Source organism: Kitasatospora sp. NPDC091335 (assembly GCF_044757205.1).
Classification (GTDB): domain Bacteria; phylum Actinomycetota; class Actinomycetes; order Streptomycetales; family Streptomycetaceae; genus Kitasatospora.
The window spans coordinates 280,677-303,789 of the sequence record NZ_JBIVUM010000002.1; the positions used below are offsets into that span (position 1 = coordinate 280,677).

Below are 23,113 nucleotides of genomic sequence, written 5' to 3' on the forward strand. Positions count from 1 at the left end.
GTTGGTGGGATGGGTGGGCGTGATGGAACCGATGCCGAAATCGGGTCGGGCGGGGGCTGACAAGCGGCGGAAGCGCAGGTAGCGTCGCCGGGAGCCGGTTCGCGCAGTGGTTCAGACCACTGGTGGACCCGGCGGCCCCGAACAGACCCCCTTTACTCGGATCGTCCGGCACGTTCCTGCCGGTGAAGGAGAACGAGAACCATGGCTTCTGTCACGTACGACAAGGCGACCCGCGTCTACCCCGGGGCGGACAAGCCCTCGGTGGACGCGCTGGACCTGGAGATCGCGGACGGCGAGTTCCTCGTGCTCGTCGGCCCCTCCGGCTGCGGCAAGTCGACCAGCCTGCGCATGCTGGCCGGCCTGGAGGACGTCAACGCCGGTGCGATCCGGATCGGCGACCGCGACGTCACCCACCTGCCGCCGAAGGACCGGGACATCGCCATGGTGTTCCAGAACTACGCGCTGTACCCGCACATGTCCGTCGCCGACAACATGGGCTTCGCGCTCAAGATCGCCGGCGTGAACAAGGCGGAGATCCGCACCAAGGTCGAGGAGGCGGCGAAGATCCTCGACCTCACCGAGTACCTGGACCGCAAGCCGAAGGCGCTCTCCGGCGGTCAGCGCCAGCGCGTCGCGATGGGCCGCGCGATCGTCCGTCAGCCACAGGTCTTCCTGATGGACGAGCCGCTGTCGAACCTGGACGCCAAGCTCCGCGTCTCGACCCGTACCCAGATCGCCGGCCTCCAGCGCCGCCTGGGCATCACCACGGTGTACGTCACCCACGACCAGACCGAGGCGCTCACCATGGGCGACCGGGTCGCGGTGCTCAAGGACGGTCTGCTCCAGCAGGTCGACACCCCGCGCAACATGTACGACAAGCCCGCCAACCTGTTCGTGGCCGGCTTCATCGGCTCGCCGGCCATGAACCTGGTCGAGGTGCCGCTGGTGGACGGCGGTGTGAAGTTCGGCGGCTCGGTCGTCAACATCTCCCGCGAGGACCTGTCCGGCGCCGGCACCGACAAGTCGGTGACCGTCGGCGTCCGTCCCGAGCACTTCGAGATCGTCCCGGCGGGCGGCATCGAGGGCGTCGCGGTGACGGTCAACGTGGTCGAGGAGCTCGGCTCGGACGGCTTCGTCTACGGCACCACCCAGATCGGCGGCAAGGACCAGGACCTGGTCGTCCGGGTGCCCGGCCGCCAGATCCCGGCCCGCGGCGAGACCGTCCACGTCGTGCCGATCGCCCACGAGACCCACGTGTTCTCCACCAGCTCCGGCCTGCGCCTGAGCAGCTGACAGCACGCCGGCCCGGCCGCCGGCGAAGCGTCACGGAGCCCGTCGGACCCACGGTCCGGCGGGCTCCGTCGTACCCCCGCGTCAACACGGCACGGGGACGAACCAGGACACCCTGTCACTCGATGGTGTAACGGAGGGCGATTCGACCGGCACCCACCGCTACTCTCCTGAGGGTGAAGCAGCTTGTGCGCCGTATCGGCCAGACCTTCGCCCTGACCCTGCCGGTCGTCCTGGTGACCACCGGCACCCTCGCCGTGACCCGGGTCCCCTGGGCCCCGCCGACCGGGCTCGACCAGCAGGTCGTGGCGGCGTCCAGCGGCGACGGCGCCGGGATCGGGCGCTCCGACAACGCGGCCGGAGCGGCGGCGAAGGCCTTGGAGGGGCTCGCCCCGCAGGAGTCGCTGCGGGTGGCTCTGCTCGACGAGCTGCGCGCGAAGAGCCCCTCCGCCGCGCTGGACCTGTTGGAGCGCTCGATGCGCGAGCAGCCCTCGCTGACGCCCTACTGCACCTCGCTGGCAGGCGACTTGGGCAAGGCGGCGGTGCGCAAGTACCAGGGCGACGTCCAGCGGGCCCGTTCCTTCGCCCGCCCGGTCTGCGACGGCTCGTTCGCGGCCGGCGTCGTCGGCTGAGGCAGCCGAGGCCGGCCCGGGTCGCCCTGGGCGACGGTGCCCGGGGCGACGGACGCCCCCGTCCGCCGCCCTATTGTTCAGGCATGAGCGCTGACTCCGGCCCCGTCGCCGACCTCCCGTCCGCACCCCGCCCGCAGCCCCGGTCGACCACGACGCCCGTCACCCAGGCCGTGATCCTGGCCGGCGGCCAGGGGTCCCGGCTGCGCCCCTACACGGACGACCGCCCGAAGCCGCTGGTCGAGATCCCCGGGACGGGCACGCCGATCCTCGGCCACCAGCTGGCCTGGCTCGCCGAGGAGGGCGTCACCGACGTCGTGGTCTCCTGCGGGCACCTCGCCGACGTGCTGGAGGAGTGGCTGGACGGGGCGGACCTGCCGCTGCGGGTGCGCACGGTGGTCGAGGCGGAGCCGCTCGGGCGCGGCGGCGGCCTCAAGTACGCGGCCAAGGCGCTGCCCCGCCCGGACGAGCCCTGGTACGCCACCAACGGCGACATCTGGACCCGCTTCAGCCTGCGCGACATGGCCGCCTTCCACCACGAGCGGGACGCCGTCGCGACGCTCGCCCTGGCCCGTCCGCGGATCCCGTGGGGCGCGGTGGAGACCGACCAGTTCGGCAACGTGCTGGACTTCATCGAGGCCCCGCCGTCGCCGTTCCTGATCAACGCCGGCCTGTACGTGTTCAGCCCGGAGTTCGCCGAGCTGCTGCCGGACGTGGGCGACCACGAGCGCACCACCTTCCCCCAGCTCGCCCGCAGCAAGCGGCTGGCGGGCTACCAGCTGCCCCAGGGCGTGTACTGGCGGGCCATCGACACCGCCAAGGACCTCACCGAGGCGGCCAAGGAGCTCGCCTCCGGTGCCGGCCGGGCACACGGCTGACAGCCCCACCCCGGGCAGCCCGGGCACCCCGCTGACGCCCCCCGGCCACAGCACCGCGCCCGGACAGGCCGGTCGGCCGGGTGCTCCCCCACGGAGCACCCGGCCGACGCGCGCGTCCGGGGCCTCAGGTCGCGGTCGGCGCCCCCGGGTGGGAGGCCCGGCCGCCGGACAGGTCCGCCAGCGGCGCGCTGCCCAGCACCCCGCCGAGCAGCCCGCCGGTACTCGGGCTGGGCTTGGACGCCGGGCCCGAGCCGCCGCTGCCCGGGGTGCTGCGCGCGGCGGGCGTGGTGCTGCCCGAGCCGCCGGACGGGGCCGCGGCCGGGGAGGAGCCCGACCCGGTCTCCGCCCGGCCCGGGTGCGCCTTGCCGCTCGGCGTCGGAGTGGCCGGCTTGGCGGACGGTGTGGTGGACGGAGTGGTGGCGCTCGGCGCCGGGGTGGTCGGCCTGGCGGACGGCGGGGCGGACGGCGGGGCGGACGGGGGCGAGGTGGACGTGCCCTTGCCGCCGGGGGTGCCGGACGGGCTGCCGGACGGCCAGACCGGGGTGCCGTAGTCGGTGGCCGGACGGTCCGGCTCCTGGTGCGCCCTGGCGCCGGTGCGGACGGCGGCGCCGAGCATCGAGCCGAGCAGCAGGGTCAGGCCGACCACCACCGTGGTGACCACGGCGCCCCGGCGCAGCACCCGGCGGCGCAGCGCCCCGGGCGCGTCCGCGCCGAACCGGCGCCAGGCCTCCAGGTTGAGCCGCCCGTCCAGCGAGGCGAACGGCGCCCCGGCGATCAGCAGCGGGCTCCACGCCGCGAGGAAGATCAGGTCCGGGGTGTCGTAGACCGGGACGGCCCGCCAGCTGACGGTGAACAGCAGCACGGCGGAGAGCGCCATCGCCGCACCGGCGGCGAGCCGCTGCCAGAGGCCGAGGATGGTCAGCACGCCGACCACGATCTCGACGAACGCCACCATCAGCCCGGCGCCCACCGGGTGCGCCATGGCGAAGGCCAGCAGCGGCTCGGCGACCTTCCACGGGTGCAGCGAGGAGAGCCAGCGCATCATCGAGCCGCGCTCGCCGCCGTCGAAGTACACCGGGTCGCACAGCTTGCTGAACCCGGCGTAGACCGAGAGCGAGCCGAGGACGGCGCGCAGCGGCAGCAGCACCAGGCCGAGGTCGACCCGGCGGCCCGGGTACCAGGGCTGCCGGCCCTCGGCGTCGGCGGCGGAGACCTCGGGCAGTTCGCCGCTCGGGGTCCAGCCGTGCGGCTCGCCGACCGGCCCGACGCCCGCGTCGACGGCGGTGCCGGCGCCCTCGCGGGGCTGGCGCGGGACGGCCCGGGCGCCCGCGAGGGACGGGAGCACCTGGGTGTCGGCATCGACCAGGCGGACGCCACCGGCCGGGCTGCCGCCCGGGCGCACGGCCTCCAGCAGCCGGGTGGCCGCGAGGTCTCCGGGGGGCGCCTGCCCGGTCCAGGTGACGGTGGTGACCCGGCCCTTGCGGCGCGTCGCGCCGCCGGCCCCGACCCCGGCCAGCACCGGGACGGCGGAGGCGGGCACGACGACCTGCGGGGTGACCAGCGGACGGCGGATCAGGCCCTGGTTGGCGTACGGGTCGCCGAACGCGGCACCGGTGGACAGCAGTCCGGCCGGGGCCTCGATCAGCGGCGGCACCGGGGCGCCGAGCCGGAGCCGGAAACTCGCCTGGGTGCTGCTGATCCGCCCCGGGTCCGACTCCACCTTGACGGTGTTGAGGCCGGGGCCCGCGTCTATCCCGGTGCTGCCGTCGCCGAACAGGGGGCGCCGAGGTGTTCTGGTGTCCACGCCCGTCTAACCGGGTGACGGGCGCTTAGGACACTCTCCCGGGTGGATGTCCGGCGCACACTTGAAGTGATCATGAAAAAAGCGATCGGGCCCGGTCGGGCCCGATCGCCTTCCACTCGGATTGCGGAGAATTAGGAAGATCGCCTGCGCTCGGCGACCCGGCCGTACTCAGCCTTCGAGCCTTCCACGACCCGGCCGTACTCAGCCTTCGAACCCTCCGGGCGCCCGGCCGTGCTCGGCTTCCGAGCCCTGCCGGGCACCCCGTCGTACTCAGCGCTTGGCGCGCAGCCTGGCGGCCTCGTACAGCACGATGCCCGCCGCGACACCGGCGTTCAGCGACTCGGTCAGGCCGGACATCGGGATCCGGACCCGCATGTCACAGGTCTCGGAGACCAGCCGCGACAGGCCCTTGCCCTCGCTGCCGGCGACGATCACCACCGGACCGGTCAGCAGCTCCAGGTCGCCGATCTCGGCCTCGCCGTCGGCGGCCAGGCCGACCACCATCAGGCCGGCCTTCTGGTAGGCCTCCAGGGCGCGGGTCAGGTTGGTGGCCCGGGCGACGGACAGCCGGGCCGCGGCACCGGAGGAGGTCTTCCAGGCACCCGCGGTCATGCCGGCCGCACGGCGCTCGGGGATGACCACGCCGTGCGCGCCGAAGGCGGCGGCCGAGCGGACCACGGCGCCCAGGTTGCGCGAGTCGGTCACCCCGTCCAGCGCGATGATCAGCGCGTCCTGGCCGGAGTCGGCGGCCTCCGCCAGCAGGTCCTCGGGGTGCGCGTACTCGTACGGCGGCACCTGGAGCACCAGGCCCTGGTGGTTGAGCCCGCCGGTCATCTGGTCCAGCTGCGGGCGCGGGGCCTCCATCAGCGGGATGCCGCGGTCGTTGGCGGCCTGGAAGGCCTCGCGGACCCGGTCGTCGGTGTCGATGAACTGCTGGACGTACAGCGTGTTGGCGGGCACGTCGCCCTTCAGGGCCTCGACCACCGAGTTGCGGCCGAAGACCAGCTCGGCGCTGCCCGCGCCGCCGCGGCCACCGCGACCGCCGGCCCCGGACCGGCGCATGCCGGCCCGGGCCTTGGCGTCCCGCTCGCGCTTGATCGCGGCGTTGGCGGCCCGCTGCTTCGGGTGGCCCTTGCGCTCCTCGCCGGGCGGGGTCGGGCCCTTGCCCTGGAGCGCCTTCCGGCTGTGCCCGCCGGTACCGACAGCCGCACCCTTCTTCGATCCGGGGTTTCGACGGTTCCTGCGCTGGCTGTTGCCGGCCATGGCTGTACTTCCTGTCTGTCCGGCATGCCCCGGCCACCCCGGTCTGTCCGGTGGCGGCCGACGGCATGCGCTACGTCATGAGGGAGGGCCGCACCGGTCCGGTACGGCCCACCCATCACCCCGATCGTCGGATGGGGTTACTGGCTGTTGATCGTCCAGCGCGGGCCGGACGGGGTGTCCTCGATCGCCAGCCCGGCCAGGCCGAGCTGGTCGCGGATGGCATCCGCGGTGGCGAAGTCCTTGCGCGCGCGCGCCGCCTGCCGCTGGTCCAGGACCAGGCGGACCAGCGAGTCGACGACGCCGTGGAGGTCCTCGCCACGCTCCGTCCCGGCCCAGTGCGGGTCGAGCGGGTCGAGGCCCAGTACTCCGAGCATCGCACGGACCTCGGCGAGTCGCGCCACCACGCTCTCCTTGTCGTCCGCGTTCAGGGCGCTGTTGCCCTGGCGGACGGCGGTGTGCACGACGGCCAGCGCCTGCGGGACGCCGAAGTCGTCGTCCATCGCCTCGGCGAAGGCCGGCGGCACCTCGGGCGCCGCGTCGACCGTGCCGCAGCGCTCGACGGCGCGCTGGATGAAGCCCTCGATCCGGCCGAAGCCGGCCTCGGCCTCGCGCAGCGACTCCTCGCTGTACTCGATCATCGAGCGGTAGTGCGGACCCGCCAGGTAGTAGCGGAGCACGATCGGCCGCCATGCCCTGACCATCTCGGAGACCAGCACCGAGTTGCCCAGCGACTTGCTCATCTTCTCGCCGGCCATGGTGACCCAGGCGTTGTGCACCCAGAAGCCGGCGAAGTCGTCGCCGTAGGCCTTGGACTGGGCGATCTCGTTCTCGTGGTGCGGGAAGATCAGGTCCAGCCCGCCGCCGTGGATGTCGAAGGCCGCGCCGAGGTACTTGTGGGCCATCGCCGAGCACTCCAGGTGCCAGCCGGGACGGCCGCGGCCCCACGGGGTCTCCCAGCTGGGCTCGCCCGGCTTGGCGGCCTTCCACATCGCGAAGTCGCGCTGGTCCCGCTTGCCGGTCTCGCCCTCGCCCTCGGGCTGGCGCAGGTCGTCCAGCTTCTGGTTGGAGAGCGCCAGGTAGTCGGGGTACGAGCGGACGTCGAAGTAGACGTTGCCGTCGGCCGCGTAGGCGTGGCCCTTGGAGATGAGCGTCTGCATCATCGCGATCATCTCGGGGATGTGCCCGGTGGCCCGCGGCTCGACGGTGGGCCGCAGGCAGCCGAGCGCGTCGTAGCCGTCGTTGAAGGCGCGCTCGTTCTCGTAGGCGATCTGCCACCACGGCGTGCCGAGCTCGCGCTCCTTGGTGATGATCTTGTCGTCGATGTCGGTGACGTTCCGGGCGAAGGTCACCTGGTAGCCGCGGTAGGCGAACCACCGCTGCATGAGGTCGAAGTTCAGGTACGACCGGATGTGCCCGATGTGTGGCGCCGACTGGACGGTAGCGCCGCACAGGTAGATCGAGACACAACCCGGTACAAGCGGGACGAAGTCGCGTACCTGGCGGGTGCTGGTGTCGTACAGACGAATGCTCACAGCGTCAAGCGTAGTGGGCACAGGGGGGTGCCCCGCCACATTCCCCGGGACAACAGGGGCGCGGCCCCGGGGAACGGCGGGTGACGGGAGGGGGTCAGATGTTGCCGACCACCTTGCGCGGGGAGATCCGGACGACCACCCGGACGTCCTCCGGGCCGTCGAAGCCGTAGTCCTTGCCCATGTACTTGTGGGACAGCTCGTCGATCAGCTCCCGCCCGCCCTCGGTGGTCAGCGTGGCCTCACCCCGCGCCTCGAAGTACTCGTACGGGTTGTCCTTCGAGTTGATGACGAGCGACACCCGAGGGTCCCTGACCAGGTTGAGGTGCTTGCGGCGGCCCTCGACGGTGGAGAACAGGATGTCGTCGCCGTCCCGCTTGACCCAGACCACCGAAGCCTGCGGGCTCCCGTCGGGCTGGATCGTGGAGACCACGGCGAAGCTCGTGCTGTCGAGCAGTTCCTTGACCTTGTCGGCGAGTCCGACACCCATCGGAAACCTCTTCTCGTCGGCGGTGCGGCCCGAGCGGAAGCCCCGTACGGGCCCGAGCCGAACACTAGCGACTCGGACCCCCGGAACACCCGGTGAACACCCGTCAGCGGCGGATTGTTCCCGCCCGCTCACCGCGACCGGCTCAACGCCGCTCGTACACCAGGGCGGTGGCGATCGCGGCCAGGCCCTCGGCCCGGCCGGTCAGGCCCAGCCCGTCGGTGGTGGTGCCGGAGACGGACACCGGGGCGCCGGCCGCCTCCGACAGCGCGGCCTGGGCCTCGGCCCGCCGCTTGCCGATCTTCGGCCGCACGCCGATCACCTGGATCGCGACGTTGCCGATCTCGAAGCCCGCCTCGCGGACCAGCCGCGCCGCCTCGCCGAGCAGTTTCACCCCGGACGCACCGGCCCACTCCGGGCGGTCGGTGCCGAAGTGGGCGCCCAGGTCGCCGATCCCGGCGGCCGAGAACAGCGCGTCGCAGGCGGCGTGCGCGGCGACGTCGGCGTCCGAGTGCCCGGAGAGGCCGTCCCCGGCGTCCGGCCACTCCAGCCCGGCCACCCAGAGCGGGCGGCCGGCCTCGAAGGCGTGCACGTCGGTGCCGATCCCGACCCGGGGGACGGACGGAGTCTGCGTCTCAGTAGGCATCGGCGGCCCTCCGGCGGGCGAGTACGGCCTCGGCGAGCACGAGGTCCAGTGGACGGGTGACCTTGAACGCCTCCTCGTGGCCTGGCACCACGACGACCCGGCCGCCGTAGCGCTCCACCAGGCCGGCGTCGTCGGTGACCGGCGGGGCGTCGGCGGTGCCCGCGCTCTCCTCGGCCAGCGCCTTGGCGTGCACCCCGACCAGGGTGGCGCGGTCGAAGCCCTGCGGGGTCTGCACGGCGCGCAGGGTGGCGCGCTCGGGCGTGTCGAGCACCGGCTCGGGGCGGCCCGGGTTGGGCTCGACCCGCTTCACGGTGTCAGCCAGCGGCACGGCGGGCACAACGGCCTGCGCCCCGGCCCGGACGGCGGCCGCGACGGCGTCCACCACCTCGACCGGGACCAGCGGGCGGGCCGCGTCGTGCACCAGCACGATCCCGACCTCCTCCGGGATCACGGCCAGGCCCAGCCGGACCGACTCCTGGCGGGTCGCCCCGCCGGCCACCACCCGGACGTCCTTGCCGTCCAGCCCGTGGCTGTCCAGCAGGGCGACCACCTCGGCCACCCCGTCGGCGGGTGCGGCGACCACGACCAGGCCGACCGCCCGGCTGCGGGCCAGGGCCCGGACGGCGTGCACCAGGAGCGGCACACCGCCCAGTTCCCGCAGGGCCTTCGGGGCCCCCGGCCCCAGCCGCTCACCCCGGCCGGCGGCGGGCACCACTGCTGCTGCGACTGCTGCTGACGCGTTCAGGTTTCACTCCTTCGGCGAAGTGGGTATGGCCATGGCGTGCCCGGCGGGCGCACCGGACCCCTTCCGAAGAACCACGGTCCACCGCCCGCCGCACGGTTCCGCGGGCTCCGCGCAAGCGGGTGCGGAAACGGTCTTGCAGGCCTGGACCGAGTCGGGCGGGTGGTGTGCTCCGGACACGCCTCAGCGCCCGGAGTGCCAGTGCACCACTCCCGGACGGTCGGTCCGGGGAGCGGCGCGTCGGCACCGGGCGCTGTGAACGTCGGGCGGCAGCCCGACCGCACTGCGGTGGCGCGCGCTACGAGGCGAGGACCTCGTCGAGCAGCGTCTCCGCCTTGTCCTCGTTGGTGTTCTCCGCCAGCGCGAGCTCGCTGACGAGGATCTGGCGCGCCTTCGCGAGCATCCGCTTCTCGCCGGCCGAGAGGCCGCGCTCGCGCTCGCGGCGCCACAGGTCGCGGACGACCTCGGCGACCTTGATGACGTCGCCCGAGGCGAGCTTCTCCAGGTTCGCCTTGTAGCGACGGGACCAGTTGGTCGGCTCTTCCGTGTACGGTGCGCGCAGCACCTCGAAGACCCGGTCCAGACCCTCCTGGCCGACCACATCGCGCACGCCGACGAACTCCGCGTTCTCGGCGGGCACGCGGAGCGTCAGGTCTCCCTGCTGCACCTTGAGCACCAGGTAGGTCTTGTCCACACCTTTGATCTGGCGAGTTTCGATGGCCTCGATCAGCGCGGCCCCGTGATGGGGGTAGACCACCGTGTCGCCAACCTTGAACGTCATGTGACAGGACCCCTTCCGTGGCTTTCCAGAATAACACGCTTCTCGGCGCACCCGAAGGGCGTTTTCGCAGGTCAGGGCCGGTCTCGGGGCTTGACAAGGACCCCCATGACGTGCTGCGACCGATGTTCGAGAGGGGCTTCCCGCAGGTCGGAGGCGGTTCCGGGGTTCGACGAAACCCTTGCGCAACACCCCCGCAACCATGGTTGGATCTTGAGCTTTCACCCCTTTTCAGGTCGCGGCCGAATCGTTATTCGATCTTGGTCGAACCTTGTCCGTCGAGTGACCCGGACATGCCGAACACGCCGCCGCCCGTACCGCCGGACGGCCCCCGGCGGCCCCCGGGAGTGCGACACGGGGACCACCCCGTGAGGAGCGCATAAGTGAGGTCGATAATCTGAGACCTGACCTACCGACACGTGACCTAGGAGAAGCCGCCGCCGTGAGCCGCACTCTTCGACGCGGCAGCATCGCCGCCATCGCCGCCATCGCCATCGCCTCGCTGTCGTCCTGCGCCGCCGGCAACACGCCGGACACCCTGCAGATCAAGCCCGACAACGCGGCGGCGACCCTCGGAGCGAACCTCCGGCTGAACAACATCGTGGTCGTCACCGGGGTGGGCACCGCGGGTGACTACACCGGTGCCGCCAACGTGGTCGTCAACATCGCGAACACCGCGACCACCCCGGCCGAGCTCCAGTCCGTCACCGTCGGCGGTGCCGCTGCCACCTTCGCGGACGCCGCCGGCGCCCCGCTGTCCACCATCGTCGTCCCGGCCGGCGGCTCCGTGGCCATCGGCGGCCAGGGCAACCCGTCCGCCTCCGTCACCTCGGCGAAGGTCCACGTCGGCGGCTTCGCCCCGACCGCGTTCGCCTTCAAGGACGGCCAGAAGGTCGAGGCGGAGGCCGCCGTGAACCCGGACGCGGGCGAGCACGGCCTCGGTCTGTACAAGGGCTTCGGGCCGACCCCCGCGCCGACCGCCACCCCCGCCAAGGCCACCACCCCCGCGACCGCCCCGACCACCGGTGCCGCCGTCCCCGGCGCTCCGGCCACCGGCGTCCCGGCCGGCACCACCACCACGCCGGCCGTCCCGGCCGCGCACTGACGACCCACCCCGCCCCCGGCGGGCCCGCACGGGCCCGCCGGAGCGACGCGAAGGCCCCCGCCGGCAGCCGGCGGGGGCCTTCCGCGTGATCGGGACGGTTTACGGCTCGAACTTGTAGCCCAGGCCGCGGACGGTGACCAGGTAGCGCGGCGCGCCCGGGTCCGGCTCGATCTTGGCCCGCAGGCGCTTCACGTGGACGTCCAGGGTCTTGGTGTCGCCGACGTAGTCCGCGCCCCACACCCGGTCGATCAGCTGCATCCGGGTGAGCACCCGGCCCGCGTTGCGCAGCAGCATCTCCAGCAGGTCGAACTCCTTGAGCGGCAGGTCGACCTTGGCGCCGTCCACGGTCACCACGTGGCGGTCCACGTCCATCCGGACCGGGCCCGCCTCCAGGGCGCCCGGGCCGCTGCCGTTGTCGCCCGCGCCGCCGTCCTCGCCGCGGCGGCGCAGCACCGCGCGGATCCGGGCGACCAGCTCACGGGTGGAGTACGGCTTGGTGACGTAGTCGTCAGCGCCTATCTCCAGACCGACGACCTTGTCGATCTCGCTGTCCTTCGCGGTCACCATGATCACCGGGACGTTGGAGCGCACCCGGAGCTGGCGGCAGACCTCGGTGCCGGGCAGGCCCGGCAGCATCAGGTCGAGCAGGACGAGGTCGGCGCCGTTGCGTTCGAACTGCTCCAGGGCGTCGGGGCCGGTGGCGGCGACCGCCACCTCGAAGCCCTCCTTGCGGAGCATGTACGAGAGGGCGTCGCTGAACGACTCCTCGTCCTCGACCACCAGTACTCGGGTCACGATCAGGCCTCCGGGGCAAGCTGAGGGGTTGTGTCTGACAGGTGTTGTTCCCGTTCCCCGGCGGGGAACGGACGGGCCGTGCGGTCCGTGGTGAGGGTTCGGGGTGCGGCGGCGGGTCGTCCGGCGGAGTCGCCGTCCGGCTCGTGGTCAGGCACGTGGTCCGGCTCGTCGTCGAACGCGTCGTCGGGATCGCCGTCCACGGGTGCCTGCCCGGCGGGCAGGCGGATGGTGAAGGTCGAACCCTGGCCCTCGACGCTCCACACCGAGACGGTGCCGCCGTGCGAGGCCGCGACGTGCTTGACGATGGACAGGCCCAGGCCGGTGCCGCCGGTCGCCCGGGAGCGGGCGGGGTCGACGCGGTAGAACCGCTCGAAGACCCGCTCGCGGTCCTTCTCGGAGATACCGATGCCCTGGTCGGTGACCGAGATCTCGATGAGCTCGCCGTCCGCCTCCCCGAGCGCCGCGGCGCTGGAGATCCGGCGGGTGGCGATGGCCACCCGGGTGCGGGGCGGGCTGTAGTTGACGGCGTTCTCGACCAGGTTGCCGAGTGCCGCGGCCAGCTGGCCGCGGTTGCCGTGCAGGTAGAGGCCGGCGATGCCGCCCGCCGCGATCAGGATCTGCTTGGCGGCGGCCTGCTGGCGGCAGCGGTCGATCGCCTCGGCGATCAGCTCGTCCACCGCCACCGGCTCCGGGTCGACCATCAGCCGGTCGTCCTGGACCCTGGAGAGGTCGATGATCTCCTGGACCAGGCTGGCCAGCCGGGTCGCCTCGACCTGCATCCGGCCGGCGAAGCGCTGCACCGCCTCCGGGTCGTCGGACGCGTCGGCGACCGCCTCGGAGAGCAGCGACAGCGCGCCGACCGGGGTCTTGAGCTCGTGGCTCACGTTGGCCACGAAGTCCCGGCGGACGGCCTCCACCCGGCGTCGCTCGGTCTGGTCCTCGACCAGCACCAGCACCAGCCGGGAGCCCAGCGGGGCCACCCGGACGGAGACCGCGAGCGGCTCCGCCGCGCGGGCCGCGCCCGGCCTGGGCACCTCCAGCTCGACCTGGCGGATCTCGCCGTCCCTGCGGGTGGCGCGCGCCAGGGCGAGCATCTGGTCCACGGCGACGGCGCCACCGCGCACCAGGCCCATCGCGTACGCCGCCGAGCTGGCCTTGACCACCTCGTCGCCCTCGCCCAGCACGATCGCGCAGGAGCGGAGCACGGAGAGCACGGTGTCGACCCCGGGCGGCAGCGGCGGCTCGGGGTGGCCGGTGCCCAGGGACTGGTACCGGCCGGGGTTTCTGCCGCCGGTTCCGCTGTACCTGCCCCGGGCCTGTTCGCGCTCGCTCCAACGGAAGGCGATGGAGGCGGTGAGGCCGACGCCGAGCCCGGCTATGGCGCAGGCAGCGGCGGCGGCCACGTTCACGTCCATGTGGCCAGCGTAAGCGTACGGCCAGGGCAGTCCCCATGCACTGGGTCAAGGCATCGACCGCACGTTGCCGAGAATTCACCTTCACGTTGTGACCGATTCACCGTAGCGGCCGTACGCCGTCGCCCTGGCGGCGGAAAGTTGGCCAGGCAGCCCGTGTGGGAGAGATCGGTGTGCCGAACGGCGGTCACCGGCTCGGGTGTGCGCGTACGATGCGCGCCACCAGCAGCGGTCACCCGGACGCCGGAACGATGGTCGGACGGGCTGACCGGTCGGCACCGCCACCGACACAGCTACTGAGGAGAGAACATGCGCGACGCGTACCACGAGGAACTCGATGCGATCGGCGACAGCCTGGTCGAGATGGCCCGGCTGGTCGGCTCTGCACTGGGCCGCGCCACCACCGCCCTCCTCGACGCGGACCTGGCGCTGGCGGAGAGCGTGATCGCCGCCGACGCCAAGATCAACGAGCTGCACCACGAGCTGGAGAACCGGGCCATCGACCTGCTGGCCCGCCAGCAGCCGGTCGCCACCGACCTGCGCATCGTCGTCACCTCGCTGCGGATGAGCGCCGACCTGGAGCGCTGTGGCGACCTCGCCCGGCACGTCGCCAAGGTCGCGCGGATGCGCTACCCCGACACCGCGGTGCCGGGCGACCTGCACTCCACCGTCCTGGAGATGGGCCAGCTCGCCCAGCGCCTGGTGGCCAAGGCCGGCCTGGTCATCGCCACCAAGGACGTCGACAAGGCGCTGGAGATGGAGCAGGACGACGACGCGATCGACACCCTGCACCGCGAGCTGCTGTCGCACCTGATCGACGAGCGCTGGCACCACGGCATCGAGACCGCCGTCGACCTCACCCTGGTCGGCCGCTACTACGAGCGCTTCGCGGACCACGCGGTGTCGGTCGCCAAGCGCGTGGTGTACCTGGTGACGGGCGAGCACGTGGCCGAGTTCGTGGCCGCCACCGAGGCCGCCGAGGCGGCGCCGGTCGACTGACCGCCGGGGCCGGACCGGTGCCGGCGGGCTCGCCGGTCCCGCCGGAGCCGGTCCCGGCTCACCCCCGGGGGGGTGAGTAAACCCGCGACGGGGGTGGTGTGGGCGCACGGGCTACCGTGCGCCCCACCACTGCGCGCCCGTTGACGCTCCGTCCGTTCGGCGGTTTCACTCGACAGTGGGGGCACAGGACTGTGCCCGTCACTAGGAGGGAAGCTCGATGAAGGCCAACTCGACCCGACCGGCGACCGCCCACGAAACCGTCGAGCCACTCGCCCCGAAGCTGCTTCCCGTCCTCGCGGCCGGCTGCGGTTGCGGCCCCGGCTGCGGCTGCGGCTGCCAGTCCGGCGCGCCCTGCCAGTGCGGCGGCGCGGACGGCGGCTGCTGCGGCGGCCACTGAGCGGCCCGCCGCCCGAGGAGTCCCCGAGGTGCACGGCCCGCCGACGGCCGTGCACCTCGTGCGTTCCCGCGCGTGTTCCTGCGTGCGTTCCCGGGTGCGTTTCTACGTGCGTTCCCGCGTGCGTTCCCGCGTGCGTCAGAACCGGACGTCGGAGCAGGAGTAGAAGGCGTTCGCGGTGTCGGAGATGTTCCAGACCGACACGATCACGTGGTGGCCGGTGCGCCCGCCGGGGACGGTCGCGGTGTGGCTGAGCGAGCCGGGCACCTGCTGCCCCCCGTACGGGACGGTCAGGAAGGGCGTCAGCTCCAGGTCGGACCGGGTGACCGGCCGGCTCGCGTCGTAGCCCGGCTTGGTCAGGTAGTACCGGAAGTCGGCGGTCGCGTGCCGGGCGGTGAACCGCCAGGTGAAGGTCAGCTGCTGGCCCGCCGACACCTGCGTGGTCGGCCAGGCGCCACCGTGCGGGTCGTCCAGTTCGGCGAAGCGCGCGTTGCCGCCGGCACAGATGGTGCCGTCCGAGGGGCCCAGGGCCGGGAAACCCTTCGAGCCCTCGACGCTCTGCGGTTCCCACTGGATGTCGCCGCAGTCCCAGGCGACGCCGTGGGTGTGTACGTCGCAGAGTGCGGCCCGGCTGGGCGGAGTCGTGATGTAGCCGTGGGAGGCGGCCGGGAAGGCCAGGGTCAGCGGGATCGCCAGGGCGGCGACGACCGCCCCGACGACGTGGCGTGTGCGCATGGTGCTCCTCCGTGGGGGTGGATGGAGTGTGCGCCGGGGCGCAGACGCGCGCGCGTGGGGGTGCGGCGGCCCGGACGGGGAGTTCCTGGCATGCCTGCGCCAGTCCGGTGCCCTCACCGTAGGAGCCGCCGATTGAGCCGTCAATGGTCTGAACCATTTTCCCGCCTACCCAACTCCAGTGCCGAGCAAGCGGGTTGACTCCGAACCGACCGAAAACGAACGAAGGCCCCGCCGTCCGGTCTGACCGGGCGGCGGGACCTCGTCGGCAAGTGGCTTACTTCTTGCCCCGGGTCTGGCCTGTCGACTTTTCAGCCCTGATCAACGAGCTCTGACCTGGGGCTGAGCCGTCGACGGTTGTCATCGTTGGGCCCCTTTGGCTAACGCCGGACGGCCCACAGGCGGCCCAGAAGCTAGCGTCGACTCACCTTGGAAGTGCTCTTGCCACCCAAGAGCAGCGCGGCAAGAGCAGCGCTGTCGACAAGCGCCTGGTGCAGATACCCGGCCGGCACCGCGAGAACGATGACGACCACGATGACGGTGACAGCCCACGGCAACGCGTCGACAGTTGACACGGGATACGGGACAGGGGTCAGACTCATAGGGATGCCTCCACGGCGTCAGCAGTCCGCACGTGCCGCTCTTGGCTTGTCCCCCCTGAGCGGCGTGCGCGGGCTCTTTGCTTTGCTTGAGCCCCCATGATGGCCAGCCACCACCCCACTAACGCAAACCATCCAGAAGGATCGACGGCGTATCCGACGAGTGAGTAGATTGCGCTGGATCGACACATCCAGCACCGCTCCACGCCTCCGCATCATCCCTCGACCTGGGCATTCATCTTGCCGGAAGCAACCCGATCTGACAAGAAAAAGAATACCATGGAAAATGCATCCAGTGCACCCAAATATCCCTTTTATCACTGAATATCCAGTGGCGAAGGTCACATTGGAAATTATGCTGGCACTTCATTCCAATAGGCGAGTCCGATCGCTTTTCCATTGGCGATTCAGATGACTCTGACTAGGCATCGAAGAGGCAAGTCCCAGCAAGTCTGATTGCCAATTCGAGTCGCTATCGATTAGGGCAGACGACAGAACGCCACGGCGGAATCATCGCTGGACTTAAAGCGCGGCCAGCGGAGCCCCTCTGGATCCGTGGCCTCAACCTTCCGGACCGCTGAGATCAACCCGTCAGCGCCGGATGCCCGAAGTGTCGAGAAGGCGTCCGCCCACGATGCGGCGCGGTACTCGGTGACGAGGCGCGAGGCCCCGTCGGACAGGACGACTGCCGCCCGAACGTCGGCCAGCGGCACCGTGCCCGCGATCGCATGGTGTGCCGCTTCGCCATTGGAGGTGGCAACCCAGTAGCCGTCCACGGTGTTTCGGGTGAGCCGCTGGGCTTCGACCATCATGCGGACGGCCTCTGTGTGCTCGGACGTCCCGGTGGCGAACCGTTCCGTCTCCGCGCGGAGCTCGGGCACCACAGTGTCCACCCGCAGGTCGGTGACCACCTGGTAGCCGTCGGCCCGCTCGAAGACGATCGGCGAGTCGGCGAGCACCAGGTAGTCGAAGCGATCGGCGCCGGCTCGCAGAATCGAGACCGTTGCCGATGGCGTCCCGGGGTTGCCGAGATCGCACCCTGAGTGGAGCGCGGCGACCTGGTCGAGGGCCTGGGCCAGCCCGTCAGCCAACGGCCGGCCGGGCTCTGCCAGCGCGGCCACCAGGTGGCCGCCCAACTGGGCGACGTACCACGGGACTCCGTGTCGACAGCCGGTGTCGAGCCCGGCCGTGCTCAGACCGTCCAGAACCACGGCGAGCGTTGGCGTGGCCGCCACCCAGTCTTCGTTCGGGTTCGCGCCGCCCGGGGCGGTGGCGATGGAGACGCGCATCTCAGGCCTCGTGTCGGTAGATCGGGGTGATCCTGCTGCTCTCCAGAACTTCCAGAGTCTCCGGGTCATAACGGCAGGAGATGAGCGTGGAGAAGCGCTTCGTCCGATACCGGGAGAGCGTCAAGGCCGTCAGCGAGTACCTGGGCCACGCCGACCCGGGGCTGACGCTGCGGGTCTACGCGCACCTGATGCCGGAGAGCCGGCACCGGGCCCGGAAGGCCATGGAAGGGGTCTTCGGGGTCCAAGATCACGAAGGCTGACGGCCCACAGACGGCCCGGGAATGACGACGGCCCCTCACCAGCGCCAAACGCGCAGGTGAGGGGCCGTGTCGGCAAGTGGCTTACTTCTTGCCCTGGTTCTTGACCGCCTCGATGGCCGACGCGGCGGCGTCCGGGTCGAGGTAGCGGCCGCCCTGGGCGACGGGCTTGAAGTCGGCGTCCAGCTCGTAGACCAGCGGGATGCCGGTCGGGATGTTCAGGCCGGCGATGGCCTCGTCGGAGACGCCGTCGAGGTGCTTGACCAGCGCGCGCAGGCTGTTGCCGTGGGCGGTGACCAGGACGGTCCGGCCGGCGGCCAGGTCCGGGACGATGGCGTCGTACCAGTACGGGAGCATCCGCTCGACGACGTCCTTCAGGCACTCGGTGCGCGGACGCAGCTCGCTCGGGATCTCGGCGTAACGGGCGTCACCGGCCTGCGAGTACTCGGCGTCGTCGGCCAGCACCGGCGGCGGGGTGTCGTACGAGCGGCGCCACAGCTGGAACTGCTCCTCGCCGAACTCGGCCAGGGTCTGGGCCTTGTCCTTGCCCTGGAGCGCGCCGTAGTGGCGCTCGTTCAGCCGCCAGCTGCGGTTGACCGGGATCCAGTGCCGGTCGGCCTTGTCCAGGGCGATCTGGGAGGTGCGGATGGCGCGGCGCAGAAGCGAGGTGTGCACCACGTCGGGGAGCAGACCCTCGGCGGCCAGGAGCTCGCCACCGCGGGCGGCCTCCTTCTCGCCCTTCTCGTTGAGGTCGACATCGACCCAACCGGTGAACAGGTTCTTCTGGTTCCACTGGCTCTCGCCGTGGCGGAGCAGGATGAGTCGGTACGTCGTGTCAGCCATGGCCCCCAGCTTAGTGGGGGCCGGAAAACCCCTGGTGGGGACCTTCGGCCGATGTGTAATGTGTGCTCCGCGCATCTGACACTTACCTTCGTTGGCTGACCGGGCCTGCCGCACCGCTCAGCGGACGCCTGCCTCCGGGAGCCCCCACATGCTCGTCGCCCTGGCCTCCAACCCCCGGCTCCGAAGACTCGTCCAGGAGACGGTGGGCGGGCTGCCGCGGGAGTTCTGGTGGCTCTGGGTCAGCACCCTGGTGAACAAGCTCGGCGCATTCGTCGTCACTTTCCTGGCGTTGTACCTGACCGTCGACCGGGGGTACTCGGCCTCCTACGCGGGCCTGGTGGCCTCCCTGTTCGGTCTCGGCTCGGCCGTCGCGGCGATCGGCGCGGGCGTGCTGGCCGACCGGATCGGCCGCCGTCCCACGCTGGTCGCCGCCCAGCTCGGCACCGCGCTGTCCACCGCCGTGCTGGGCTTCGCGGACGGCCAGGTGGCGATCGCCGTGGTGGTCTTCTTCGTGGGCCTGTGCAGCAACGCGACCCGGCCGCCCACCTCGGCGATCATCGCCGACCTGGTGCCCGCCGAGGACCGGGTCCGCGCGTACTCGCTGAACTACTGGGCGATCAACATCGGCTTCGGCCTCTCGGCCGCCGCGGCCGGTCTGATCGCCACCCACGGCTACCTGACGCTCTTCCTGCTGGACGCGTTCTCCACCCTGGTCTGCGCGGTGGTGATCTTCGTCCGGATCCCGGAGACCAGGCCCCAGTTCCCGCCCGGCGACCCGGCCGGCTCCGCCGAACCGCCGGTCAGCCTGCTCTCGGTGTTCCGGGACGCCCCGTTCATGGCGCTGGTCGGGCTGACCCTGCTGCTCGCGCTGGTCTTCCAGCAGGGCAGCACCACGCTGGCCGTGGACATGGGCGCCTCCGGGATCACCTCCACCCAGTACGGCCTGGTCATCGGCCTGAACGGGCTGCTGATCGTGGTCCTCCAGATCCCGCTCACCCGGTGGATGGAGGGCCGCTCGCGCACCGGGCTGCTGGTCGCCAGCTGTCTGCTCACCGGCTGGGGCTTCGGACTGGCCGCGCTGGCCGGGTCCTCGGCCTGGCTGTTCGCGCTCTCGGTGGCGGTCTGGACGGTCGGCGAGATCCTGAACACGCCGGTGATGATGGGCATGGTCGCCGAGCTGGCGCCGACCCACGGGCGCGGCCGCTACCAGGGCGTGCACAGCCTCTCCTGGTCGCTCGCCTCGTTCCTCGGCCCGGCCGGCGGCGGGCTGCTGCTCCAGCACGCCGGGCCCGTGGTGCTCTGGACGGTCTGCGGGGCGGTCGGAACGGTCACCGCGCTCGGGTACGTCACGCTGGCCCGCCGCACCGGTGCGGTGGGGCGGCGCGAGGCCGTGGTGACGGAGGTCCTCGCGCCCGCGGCGCAGACCCCGGCGGCCACGGCGATCCCCGCCACCGCGGCGGAGCCGGCCGGGCGGCAAGCGGGGCAGCCGACCGGGAAGGCTCCGGCGGACGCCTGAACGGGCGGCGCGGATCAGCCCGCTTCCGGGGCCTCCGCCGACGGGGCCCCGGGCGCGGCCAGGTGGGCGAAGGCGGCCAGGTTGCGGGTGGACTCCCCGCGCTTGGTCCGCCACTCCCACTCGCGCCGGATCGCCGAGGCGAAGCCCAGCTCCAGCAAGGTGTCAAACGGCTCGTCCGCGTTCTCCAGCACCGTCCCGAGCAGCCGGTCCACCACCTGCGGGGTGAGCGCCTCCAGCGGCAGCCGGCCGGCCAGGTAGACGTCGCCGAGCGCGTCGATCGCGTACCCGACGCCGTACAGCCTGGTGTTGCGTTCCAGCAGCCAGCGGTAGACGGCCTCGTGGTTCTCGTCCGGACGGCGGATCACGAAGGCGTTCACCGACAGGGTGTGGTCGCCGACCCGCAGCGCGCAGGCGGTGCTCAGCTTCCGGGTGCCGGGGAGGGCCGCCACCAGCGTGTACGGGTCGGTGGCGGCCGGCTCCCAGGCCGCCCCGGCGTCGTCCAGGGCGGCGCGCAGGAGGGTCAGGGCCTCGTCCTTGGTGCGGATTGCCATGGGGGTGACGTTACTCGTCGGTACCCGGAAGGCGCAGCCTTTGACCGCCCGGCGCAGTCACCGACCGCCCGGCGCGACCCCTGATCCCCCCGGCGCGGCCTCAGGCCAGCAGGCGCCGGGCCGCCGCGAGCCGTCCGGCCGGGCGGGCCATGCTGCCCGCGTACACCTCGGCGGTGGTCGCCGCGGCGGCGTCCCAGCCGAAGCCCGCCGCGTGCCGGGCCGCCGCCTCGCCGCGCCTGGCCACCAGCTCCCGGTCGATGACGTACGGCTCCAGCGCGAGCGCCCACTCCAGCGGTTCGTGGCCGTTCACCAGGCTGCCGGTCTCGCCGTCCCGCACCGCGACCGGCAGGCCGCCGACCGCGGCCGCCACCACCGGGGTGCCGCAGGCCTGCGCCTCCAGCGCGACCAGCCCGAAGGACTCGCTGTACGAGGGCATCACCAGCGCCGTCGCCGCCCGGTACCAGTCCGCGAGCTGCGGCTGGCCGACCGGCGGGTGGAACCGCACCACGTCGGAGATGCCCAGCTGGGCGGCGAGCTTGTGCAGGCTCTCCGGCCGCGCCAGCCCGGTGCCGGACGGCCCGCCGACCACCGGCACCACCAGGCGCTCGCGCAGCTCGGGGCGGCGGCCCAGCAGCGCGGCGACCGCCCGCAGCAGCACGTCCGGGGCCTTCAGCGGCTGGATCCGGCCGGCGAACAGCAGCACCGCGGCCTCCTGCGGCAGGCCCAGCCGGGCCCGCGCGGCGGCGGACGCCCCGGGACTGCCGGGGCGGAAGACGTCGAGGTTGACCCCGGGGTGGACGACGGCCAGCTGGTCCGGCCTGGCGGCGTAGTGCACCGCCAGTTCGGCGGCCTCCTCCGTGGTGTTGGCGATCAGCCGGTCGGCCGCCTCCACCACCTGGGTCTCGCCGATCACCCGGGCCGCGGGCTCGGGCGTGTCGCCCTCGGCCAGCGCGGCGTTCTTGACCTTCGCCATGGTGTGCATGGTGTGCACCAGCGGCACCCCCCAGCGCTGTGCGGCCAGCCAGCCGACCTGCCCGGAGAGCCAGTAGTGCGAGTGCACCAGGTCGTAGTGGCCGGGCCGGTGGCCGGCCTCCGTCCGCAGCACCCCGTGGGTGAAGGCGCACAGCTGGGCCGGCAGGTCCTCCTTGACCAGGCCCTCGTACGGCCCGGCGGTGACGTGGCGGACCAGCACGCCCGGGGCCAGCTCGACGGTCGGCGCGTCGTCGGAGCAGATCGAGCGGGTGAACACCTCGACCTCGATGTTCAGCTCGGCCAGGCGCTTGGCCAGCTCGACGATGTAGACGTTCATCCCGCCGGCGTCCCCGGTGCCCGGCTGGTGCAGCGGCGAGGTGTGGACGCTCAGCATCGCTATCCGGCGGGGGCGGCGGCGGCCGGGGACGAGCGACTGGAGCCTGCCGCGCGCGGGGGCGGCGGGCTGGGCACGGCGTACCGAACGGACGGGGTGCTGGATCACCTGGCTGAAGCCTCCTCTGTGCGGCCCGTCTAGGCGGTCCGCGCCGGGCCGCCCGTTGTCCGGTGTGCGCTGCCCCGTCCGGGCACACATCACCAACAGGGTGCCAACCACGGGGACCGGGTCCGGCATTCCCGCCCCGGCCCACCGGCCGGAACGGCCGGCATCGTCCCAGGTCAGCACGGTGCGGTCGGCGGCCCGACTACCCTTCTGGGCATGGCTGCCTCCTTCGACCCCGCGACCGCCGCGCCTGCCGCGCCCGCCCGCGGACGGACCGGGCGCCCGGTGGGGACGGTCACCCGGGGCACCACCAACACCAACCGGCTGCGCCGGATGGACCGCTGGATCGCCCACGCCCTCGGCCGCTCGCTGCGCGCCGCCGAACACCCACCAATCGCGGTGGACCTCGGCTACGGCGCCGCGCCGTGGACGGCCGTCGAGCTGGCCGGGCGGCTGCGCACGGTGCGCCCTGACGTCCGGGTGGTCGGGATCGAGATCGAGCCCGAGCGGGTCGCCGCCGCGCTGCCGTACGCCGAGCCGCCGCTGCTCACCTTCCGGCGCGGCGGCTTCGAGGTGCCGCTGGACGGCGGCGCGCCGGCCCAGCTGATCCGGGCGGCCAACGTGCTGCGGCAGTACGACGAGTCGGCGGTGGCCGGGGTGTGGGAGCGGCTGTGCGCCCGGCTCGCCCCGGACGGGCTACTGGTGGAGGGCACCTGCGACGAGATCGGGCGGCGGCACGTCTGGGTCGCGCTCGGCCCCGAGGGGCCGCGGACGGTGACCTTCGCGGCCCGGCTGGGCGGCCTGGGCCGGCCCTCCGACCTGGCCGAGCGGCTGCCGAAGGCGCTGATCCACCACAACGTGCCGGGTCGTCCCGTGCACGCCTTCCTGGCCGACTTCGACCGGGCCTGGGCGGCGGCCGCGCCGTACGGGGCGTTCGGGGCGCGGCAGCGCTGGGTGGCGGCCTGCACGGCGCTGGCGGGCAGCTGGCCGCTGGTGGACGCGCGCGGCCGGTGGCGGCAGGGCGAGGTCACGGTGCCCTGGTCGGCGCTCTCCCCGTAGGCGCTCCCCGCAGGCGCCGTACGGGGCGTCGGCCGCGGTGCCGAC

24 protein-coding genes are annotated in these 23,113 nt (G+C 72.6%); 9 read left to right on the forward strand and 15 right to left on the reverse strand.

What is annotated here, in order from left to right; translation table 11 throughout:
• Window positions 1-201: 201 nt before the first annotated feature.
• The 3 genes from ACIQOW_RS06135 to ACIQOW_RS06145 all read left to right on the forward strand — a co-directional run bounded on the left by ACIQOW_RS06135 (window position 202) and on the right by ACIQOW_RS06145 (window position 2,797).
• Window positions 202-1,293 (forward strand): ABC transporter ATP-binding protein, encoded by a 1,092-nt coding sequence (locus ACIQOW_RS06135; RefSeq protein ID WP_401080237.1) that lies wholly within the window; start codon window positions 202-204, stop codon window positions 1,291-1,293.
• A gap of 173 nt (window positions 1,294-1,466) precedes the next feature.
• Complete coding sequence (locus ACIQOW_RS06140) at window positions 1,467-1,922, forward strand: hypothetical protein (protein WP_401080239.1); 456 nt, start codon at window positions 1,467-1,469, stop codon at window positions 1,920-1,922.
• Window positions 1,923-2,005: 83 nt separating this feature from the next.
• Window positions 2,006-2,797 (forward strand): NDP-sugar synthase, encoded by a 792-nt coding sequence (locus ACIQOW_RS06145; protein WP_401080241.1) that lies wholly within the window; start codon window positions 2,006-2,008, stop codon window positions 2,795-2,797.
• A gap of 124 nt (window positions 2,798-2,921) precedes the next feature.
• Here ACIQOW_RS06145 and ACIQOW_RS06150 read toward each other — a convergent pair whose 3' ends face one another.
• The 7 genes from ACIQOW_RS06150 to ACIQOW_RS06180 form a co-directional block, all read right to left on the reverse strand.
• Window positions 2,922-4,601 carry a DoxX family membrane protein gene (locus tag ACIQOW_RS06150; RefSeq protein WP_401080243.1) on the reverse strand — a complete coding sequence of 560 codons (1,680 nt, stop codon included), beginning with the start codon at window positions 4,599-4,601 and terminating at the stop codon, window positions 2,922-2,924.
• A 270-nt stretch (window positions 4,602-4,871) separates the two neighbouring features.
• A complete protein-coding gene (gene rlmB, locus ACIQOW_RS06155; RefSeq protein WP_401080245.1) occupies window positions 4,872-5,864 on the reverse strand; it encodes a 23S rRNA (guanosine(2251)-2'-O)-methyltransferase RlmB in 993 nt (330 codons plus the stop codon).
• 137 nt (window positions 5,865-6,001) lie between these two features.
• The gene (gene cysS / locus ACIQOW_RS06160; protein WP_401080247.1) at window positions 6,002-7,396 is read right to left on the reverse strand and encodes a cysteine--tRNA ligase; all 1,395 of its coding nucleotides are present in this window, start codon (window positions 7,394-7,396) and stop codon (window positions 6,002-6,004) included.
• Window positions 7,397-7,490: 94 nt separating this feature from the next.
• The gene (locus ACIQOW_RS06165; protein WP_188296599.1) at window positions 7,491-7,883 is read right to left on the reverse strand and encodes a PPOX class F420-dependent oxidoreductase; all 393 of its coding nucleotides are present in this window, start codon (window positions 7,881-7,883) and stop codon (window positions 7,491-7,493) included.
• 142 nt (window positions 7,884-8,025) lie between these two features.
• Complete coding sequence (gene ispF / locus ACIQOW_RS06170) at window positions 8,026-8,526, reverse strand: 2-C-methyl-D-erythritol 2,4-cyclodiphosphate synthase (RefSeq protein WP_401080250.1); 501 nt, start codon at window positions 8,524-8,526, stop codon at window positions 8,026-8,028.
• On the reverse strand, window positions 8,516-9,271 hold the full coding sequence (gene ispD / locus ACIQOW_RS06175) for a 2-C-methyl-D-erythritol 4-phosphate cytidylyltransferase (RefSeq protein WP_401081329.1): 756 nt from the start codon (window positions 9,269-9,271) through the stop codon (window positions 8,516-8,518). The genes ispF and ispD overlap by 11 nt, the downstream gene beginning before the upstream one ends.
• Window positions 9,272-9,566: 295 nt before the next feature.
• Window positions 9,567-10,049 carry a CarD family transcriptional regulator gene (locus ACIQOW_RS06180; protein ID WP_014136563.1) on the reverse strand — a complete coding sequence of 161 codons (483 nt, stop codon included), beginning with the start codon at window positions 10,047-10,049 and terminating at the stop codon, window positions 9,567-9,569.
• Between the two features lie 439 nt (window positions 10,050-10,488).
• On the opposite strand from ACIQOW_RS06180, the gene ACIQOW_RS06185 reads away from it, so the two are divergent.
• Window positions 10,489-11,151: a DUF461 domain-containing protein gene (locus tag ACIQOW_RS06185; RefSeq protein ID WP_401080252.1), complete on the forward strand. Its 663-nt coding sequence runs from the start codon at window positions 10,489-10,491 to the stop codon at window positions 11,149-11,151.
• 99 nt (window positions 11,152-11,250) lie between these two features.
• Here ACIQOW_RS06185 and ACIQOW_RS06190 read toward each other — a convergent pair whose 3' ends face one another.
• The gene (locus ACIQOW_RS06190; RefSeq protein ID WP_188296603.1) at window positions 11,251-11,946 is read right to left on the reverse strand and encodes a response regulator; all 696 of its coding nucleotides are present in this window, start codon (window positions 11,944-11,946) and stop codon (window positions 11,251-11,253) included.
• Window positions 11,947-11,948: 2 nt separating this feature from the next.
• Window positions 11,949-13,361 carry a sensor histidine kinase gene (locus tag ACIQOW_RS06195; RefSeq protein ID WP_401080254.1) on the reverse strand — a complete coding sequence of 471 codons (1,413 nt, stop codon included), beginning with the start codon at window positions 13,359-13,361 and terminating at the stop codon, window positions 11,949-11,951.
• A gap of 306 nt (window positions 13,362-13,667) precedes the next feature.
• Here ACIQOW_RS06195 and phoU point away from each other — a divergent pair, with 306 nt between their 5' ends.
• Together phoU and ACIQOW_RS06205 are read left to right on the forward strand one after the other, a co-directional pair.
• Window positions 13,668-14,357, forward strand: a complete 690-nt coding sequence (phoU, locus tag ACIQOW_RS06200; RefSeq protein ID WP_188296604.1) for a phosphate signaling complex protein PhoU — start codon at window positions 13,668-13,670, stop codon at window positions 14,355-14,357.
• 217 nt (window positions 14,358-14,574) lie between these two features.
• Window positions 14,575-14,754 carry a hypothetical protein gene (locus ACIQOW_RS06205; RefSeq protein ID WP_188296605.1) on the forward strand — a complete coding sequence of 60 codons (180 nt, stop codon included), beginning with the start codon at window positions 14,575-14,577 and terminating at the stop codon, window positions 14,752-14,754.
• 135 nt (window positions 14,755-14,889) lie between these two features.
• On the opposite strand, the gene ACIQOW_RS06210 is transcribed toward ACIQOW_RS06205, so the two are convergent.
• From ACIQOW_RS06210 to ACIQOW_RS06220, 3 genes are all read right to left on the reverse strand, one after another.
• Window positions 14,890-15,486: a lytic polysaccharide monooxygenase gene (locus tag ACIQOW_RS06210; protein ID WP_401080257.1), complete on the reverse strand. Its 597-nt coding sequence runs from the start codon at window positions 15,484-15,486 to the stop codon at window positions 14,890-14,892.
• Between the two features lie 410 nt (window positions 15,487-15,896).
• Window positions 15,897-16,085, reverse strand: coding sequence for a hypothetical protein (locus ACIQOW_RS06215; RefSeq protein WP_401080259.1), 189 nt, complete (start codon window positions 16,083-16,085; stop codon window positions 15,897-15,899).
• Between the two features lie 476 nt (window positions 16,086-16,561).
• The gene (locus ACIQOW_RS06220; protein ID WP_401080261.1) at window positions 16,562-17,371 is read right to left on the reverse strand and encodes a protein phosphatase 2C domain-containing protein; all 810 of its coding nucleotides are present in this window, start codon (window positions 17,369-17,371) and stop codon (window positions 16,562-16,564) included.
• An 80-nt stretch (window positions 17,372-17,451) separates the two neighbouring features.
• Here ACIQOW_RS06220 and ACIQOW_RS06225 point away from each other — a divergent pair, with 80 nt between their 5' ends.
• Window positions 17,452-17,631 (forward strand): hypothetical protein, encoded by a 180-nt coding sequence (locus ACIQOW_RS06225; protein WP_401081381.1) that lies wholly within the window; start codon window positions 17,452-17,454, stop codon window positions 17,629-17,631.
• Window positions 17,632-17,712: 81 nt separating this feature from the next.
• Here the strand turns inward: ACIQOW_RS06225 and ACIQOW_RS06230 are convergent, their stop codons facing one another.
• On the reverse strand, window positions 17,713-18,471 hold the full coding sequence (locus ACIQOW_RS06230) for a phosphoglyceromutase (RefSeq protein WP_401080263.1): 759 nt from the start codon (window positions 18,469-18,471) through the stop codon (window positions 17,713-17,715).
• 148 nt (window positions 18,472-18,619) lie between these two features.
• On the opposite strand from ACIQOW_RS06230, the gene ACIQOW_RS06235 reads away from it, so the two are divergent.
• Window positions 18,620-19,987 (forward strand): MDR family MFS transporter, encoded by a 1,368-nt coding sequence (locus tag ACIQOW_RS06235; RefSeq protein WP_401080265.1) that lies wholly within the window; start codon window positions 18,620-18,622, stop codon window positions 19,985-19,987.
• A 14-nt stretch (window positions 19,988-20,001) separates the two neighbouring features.
• On the opposite strand, the gene ACIQOW_RS06240 is transcribed toward ACIQOW_RS06235, so the two are convergent.
• The gene (locus ACIQOW_RS06240) at window positions 20,002-20,538 is read right to left on the reverse strand and encodes a YbjN domain-containing protein (RefSeq protein WP_401080267.1); all 537 of its coding nucleotides are present in this window, start codon (window positions 20,536-20,538) and stop codon (window positions 20,002-20,004) included.
• A 100-nt stretch (window positions 20,539-20,638) separates the two neighbouring features.
• On the reverse strand, window positions 20,639-22,009 hold the full coding sequence (gene mshA, locus ACIQOW_RS06245) for a D-inositol-3-phosphate glycosyltransferase (protein WP_401081332.1): 1,371 nt from the start codon (window positions 22,007-22,009) through the stop codon (window positions 20,639-20,641).
• A gap of 216 nt (window positions 22,010-22,225) precedes the next feature.
• Between mshA and ACIQOW_RS06250 the strand changes: the two genes are divergently transcribed.
• Window positions 22,226-23,068, forward strand: a complete 843-nt coding sequence (locus ACIQOW_RS06250) for a class I SAM-dependent methyltransferase (RefSeq protein WP_401080269.1) — start codon at window positions 22,226-22,228, stop codon at window positions 23,066-23,068.
• The last annotated feature ends 45 nt before the right edge of the window (window positions 23,069-23,113 follow it).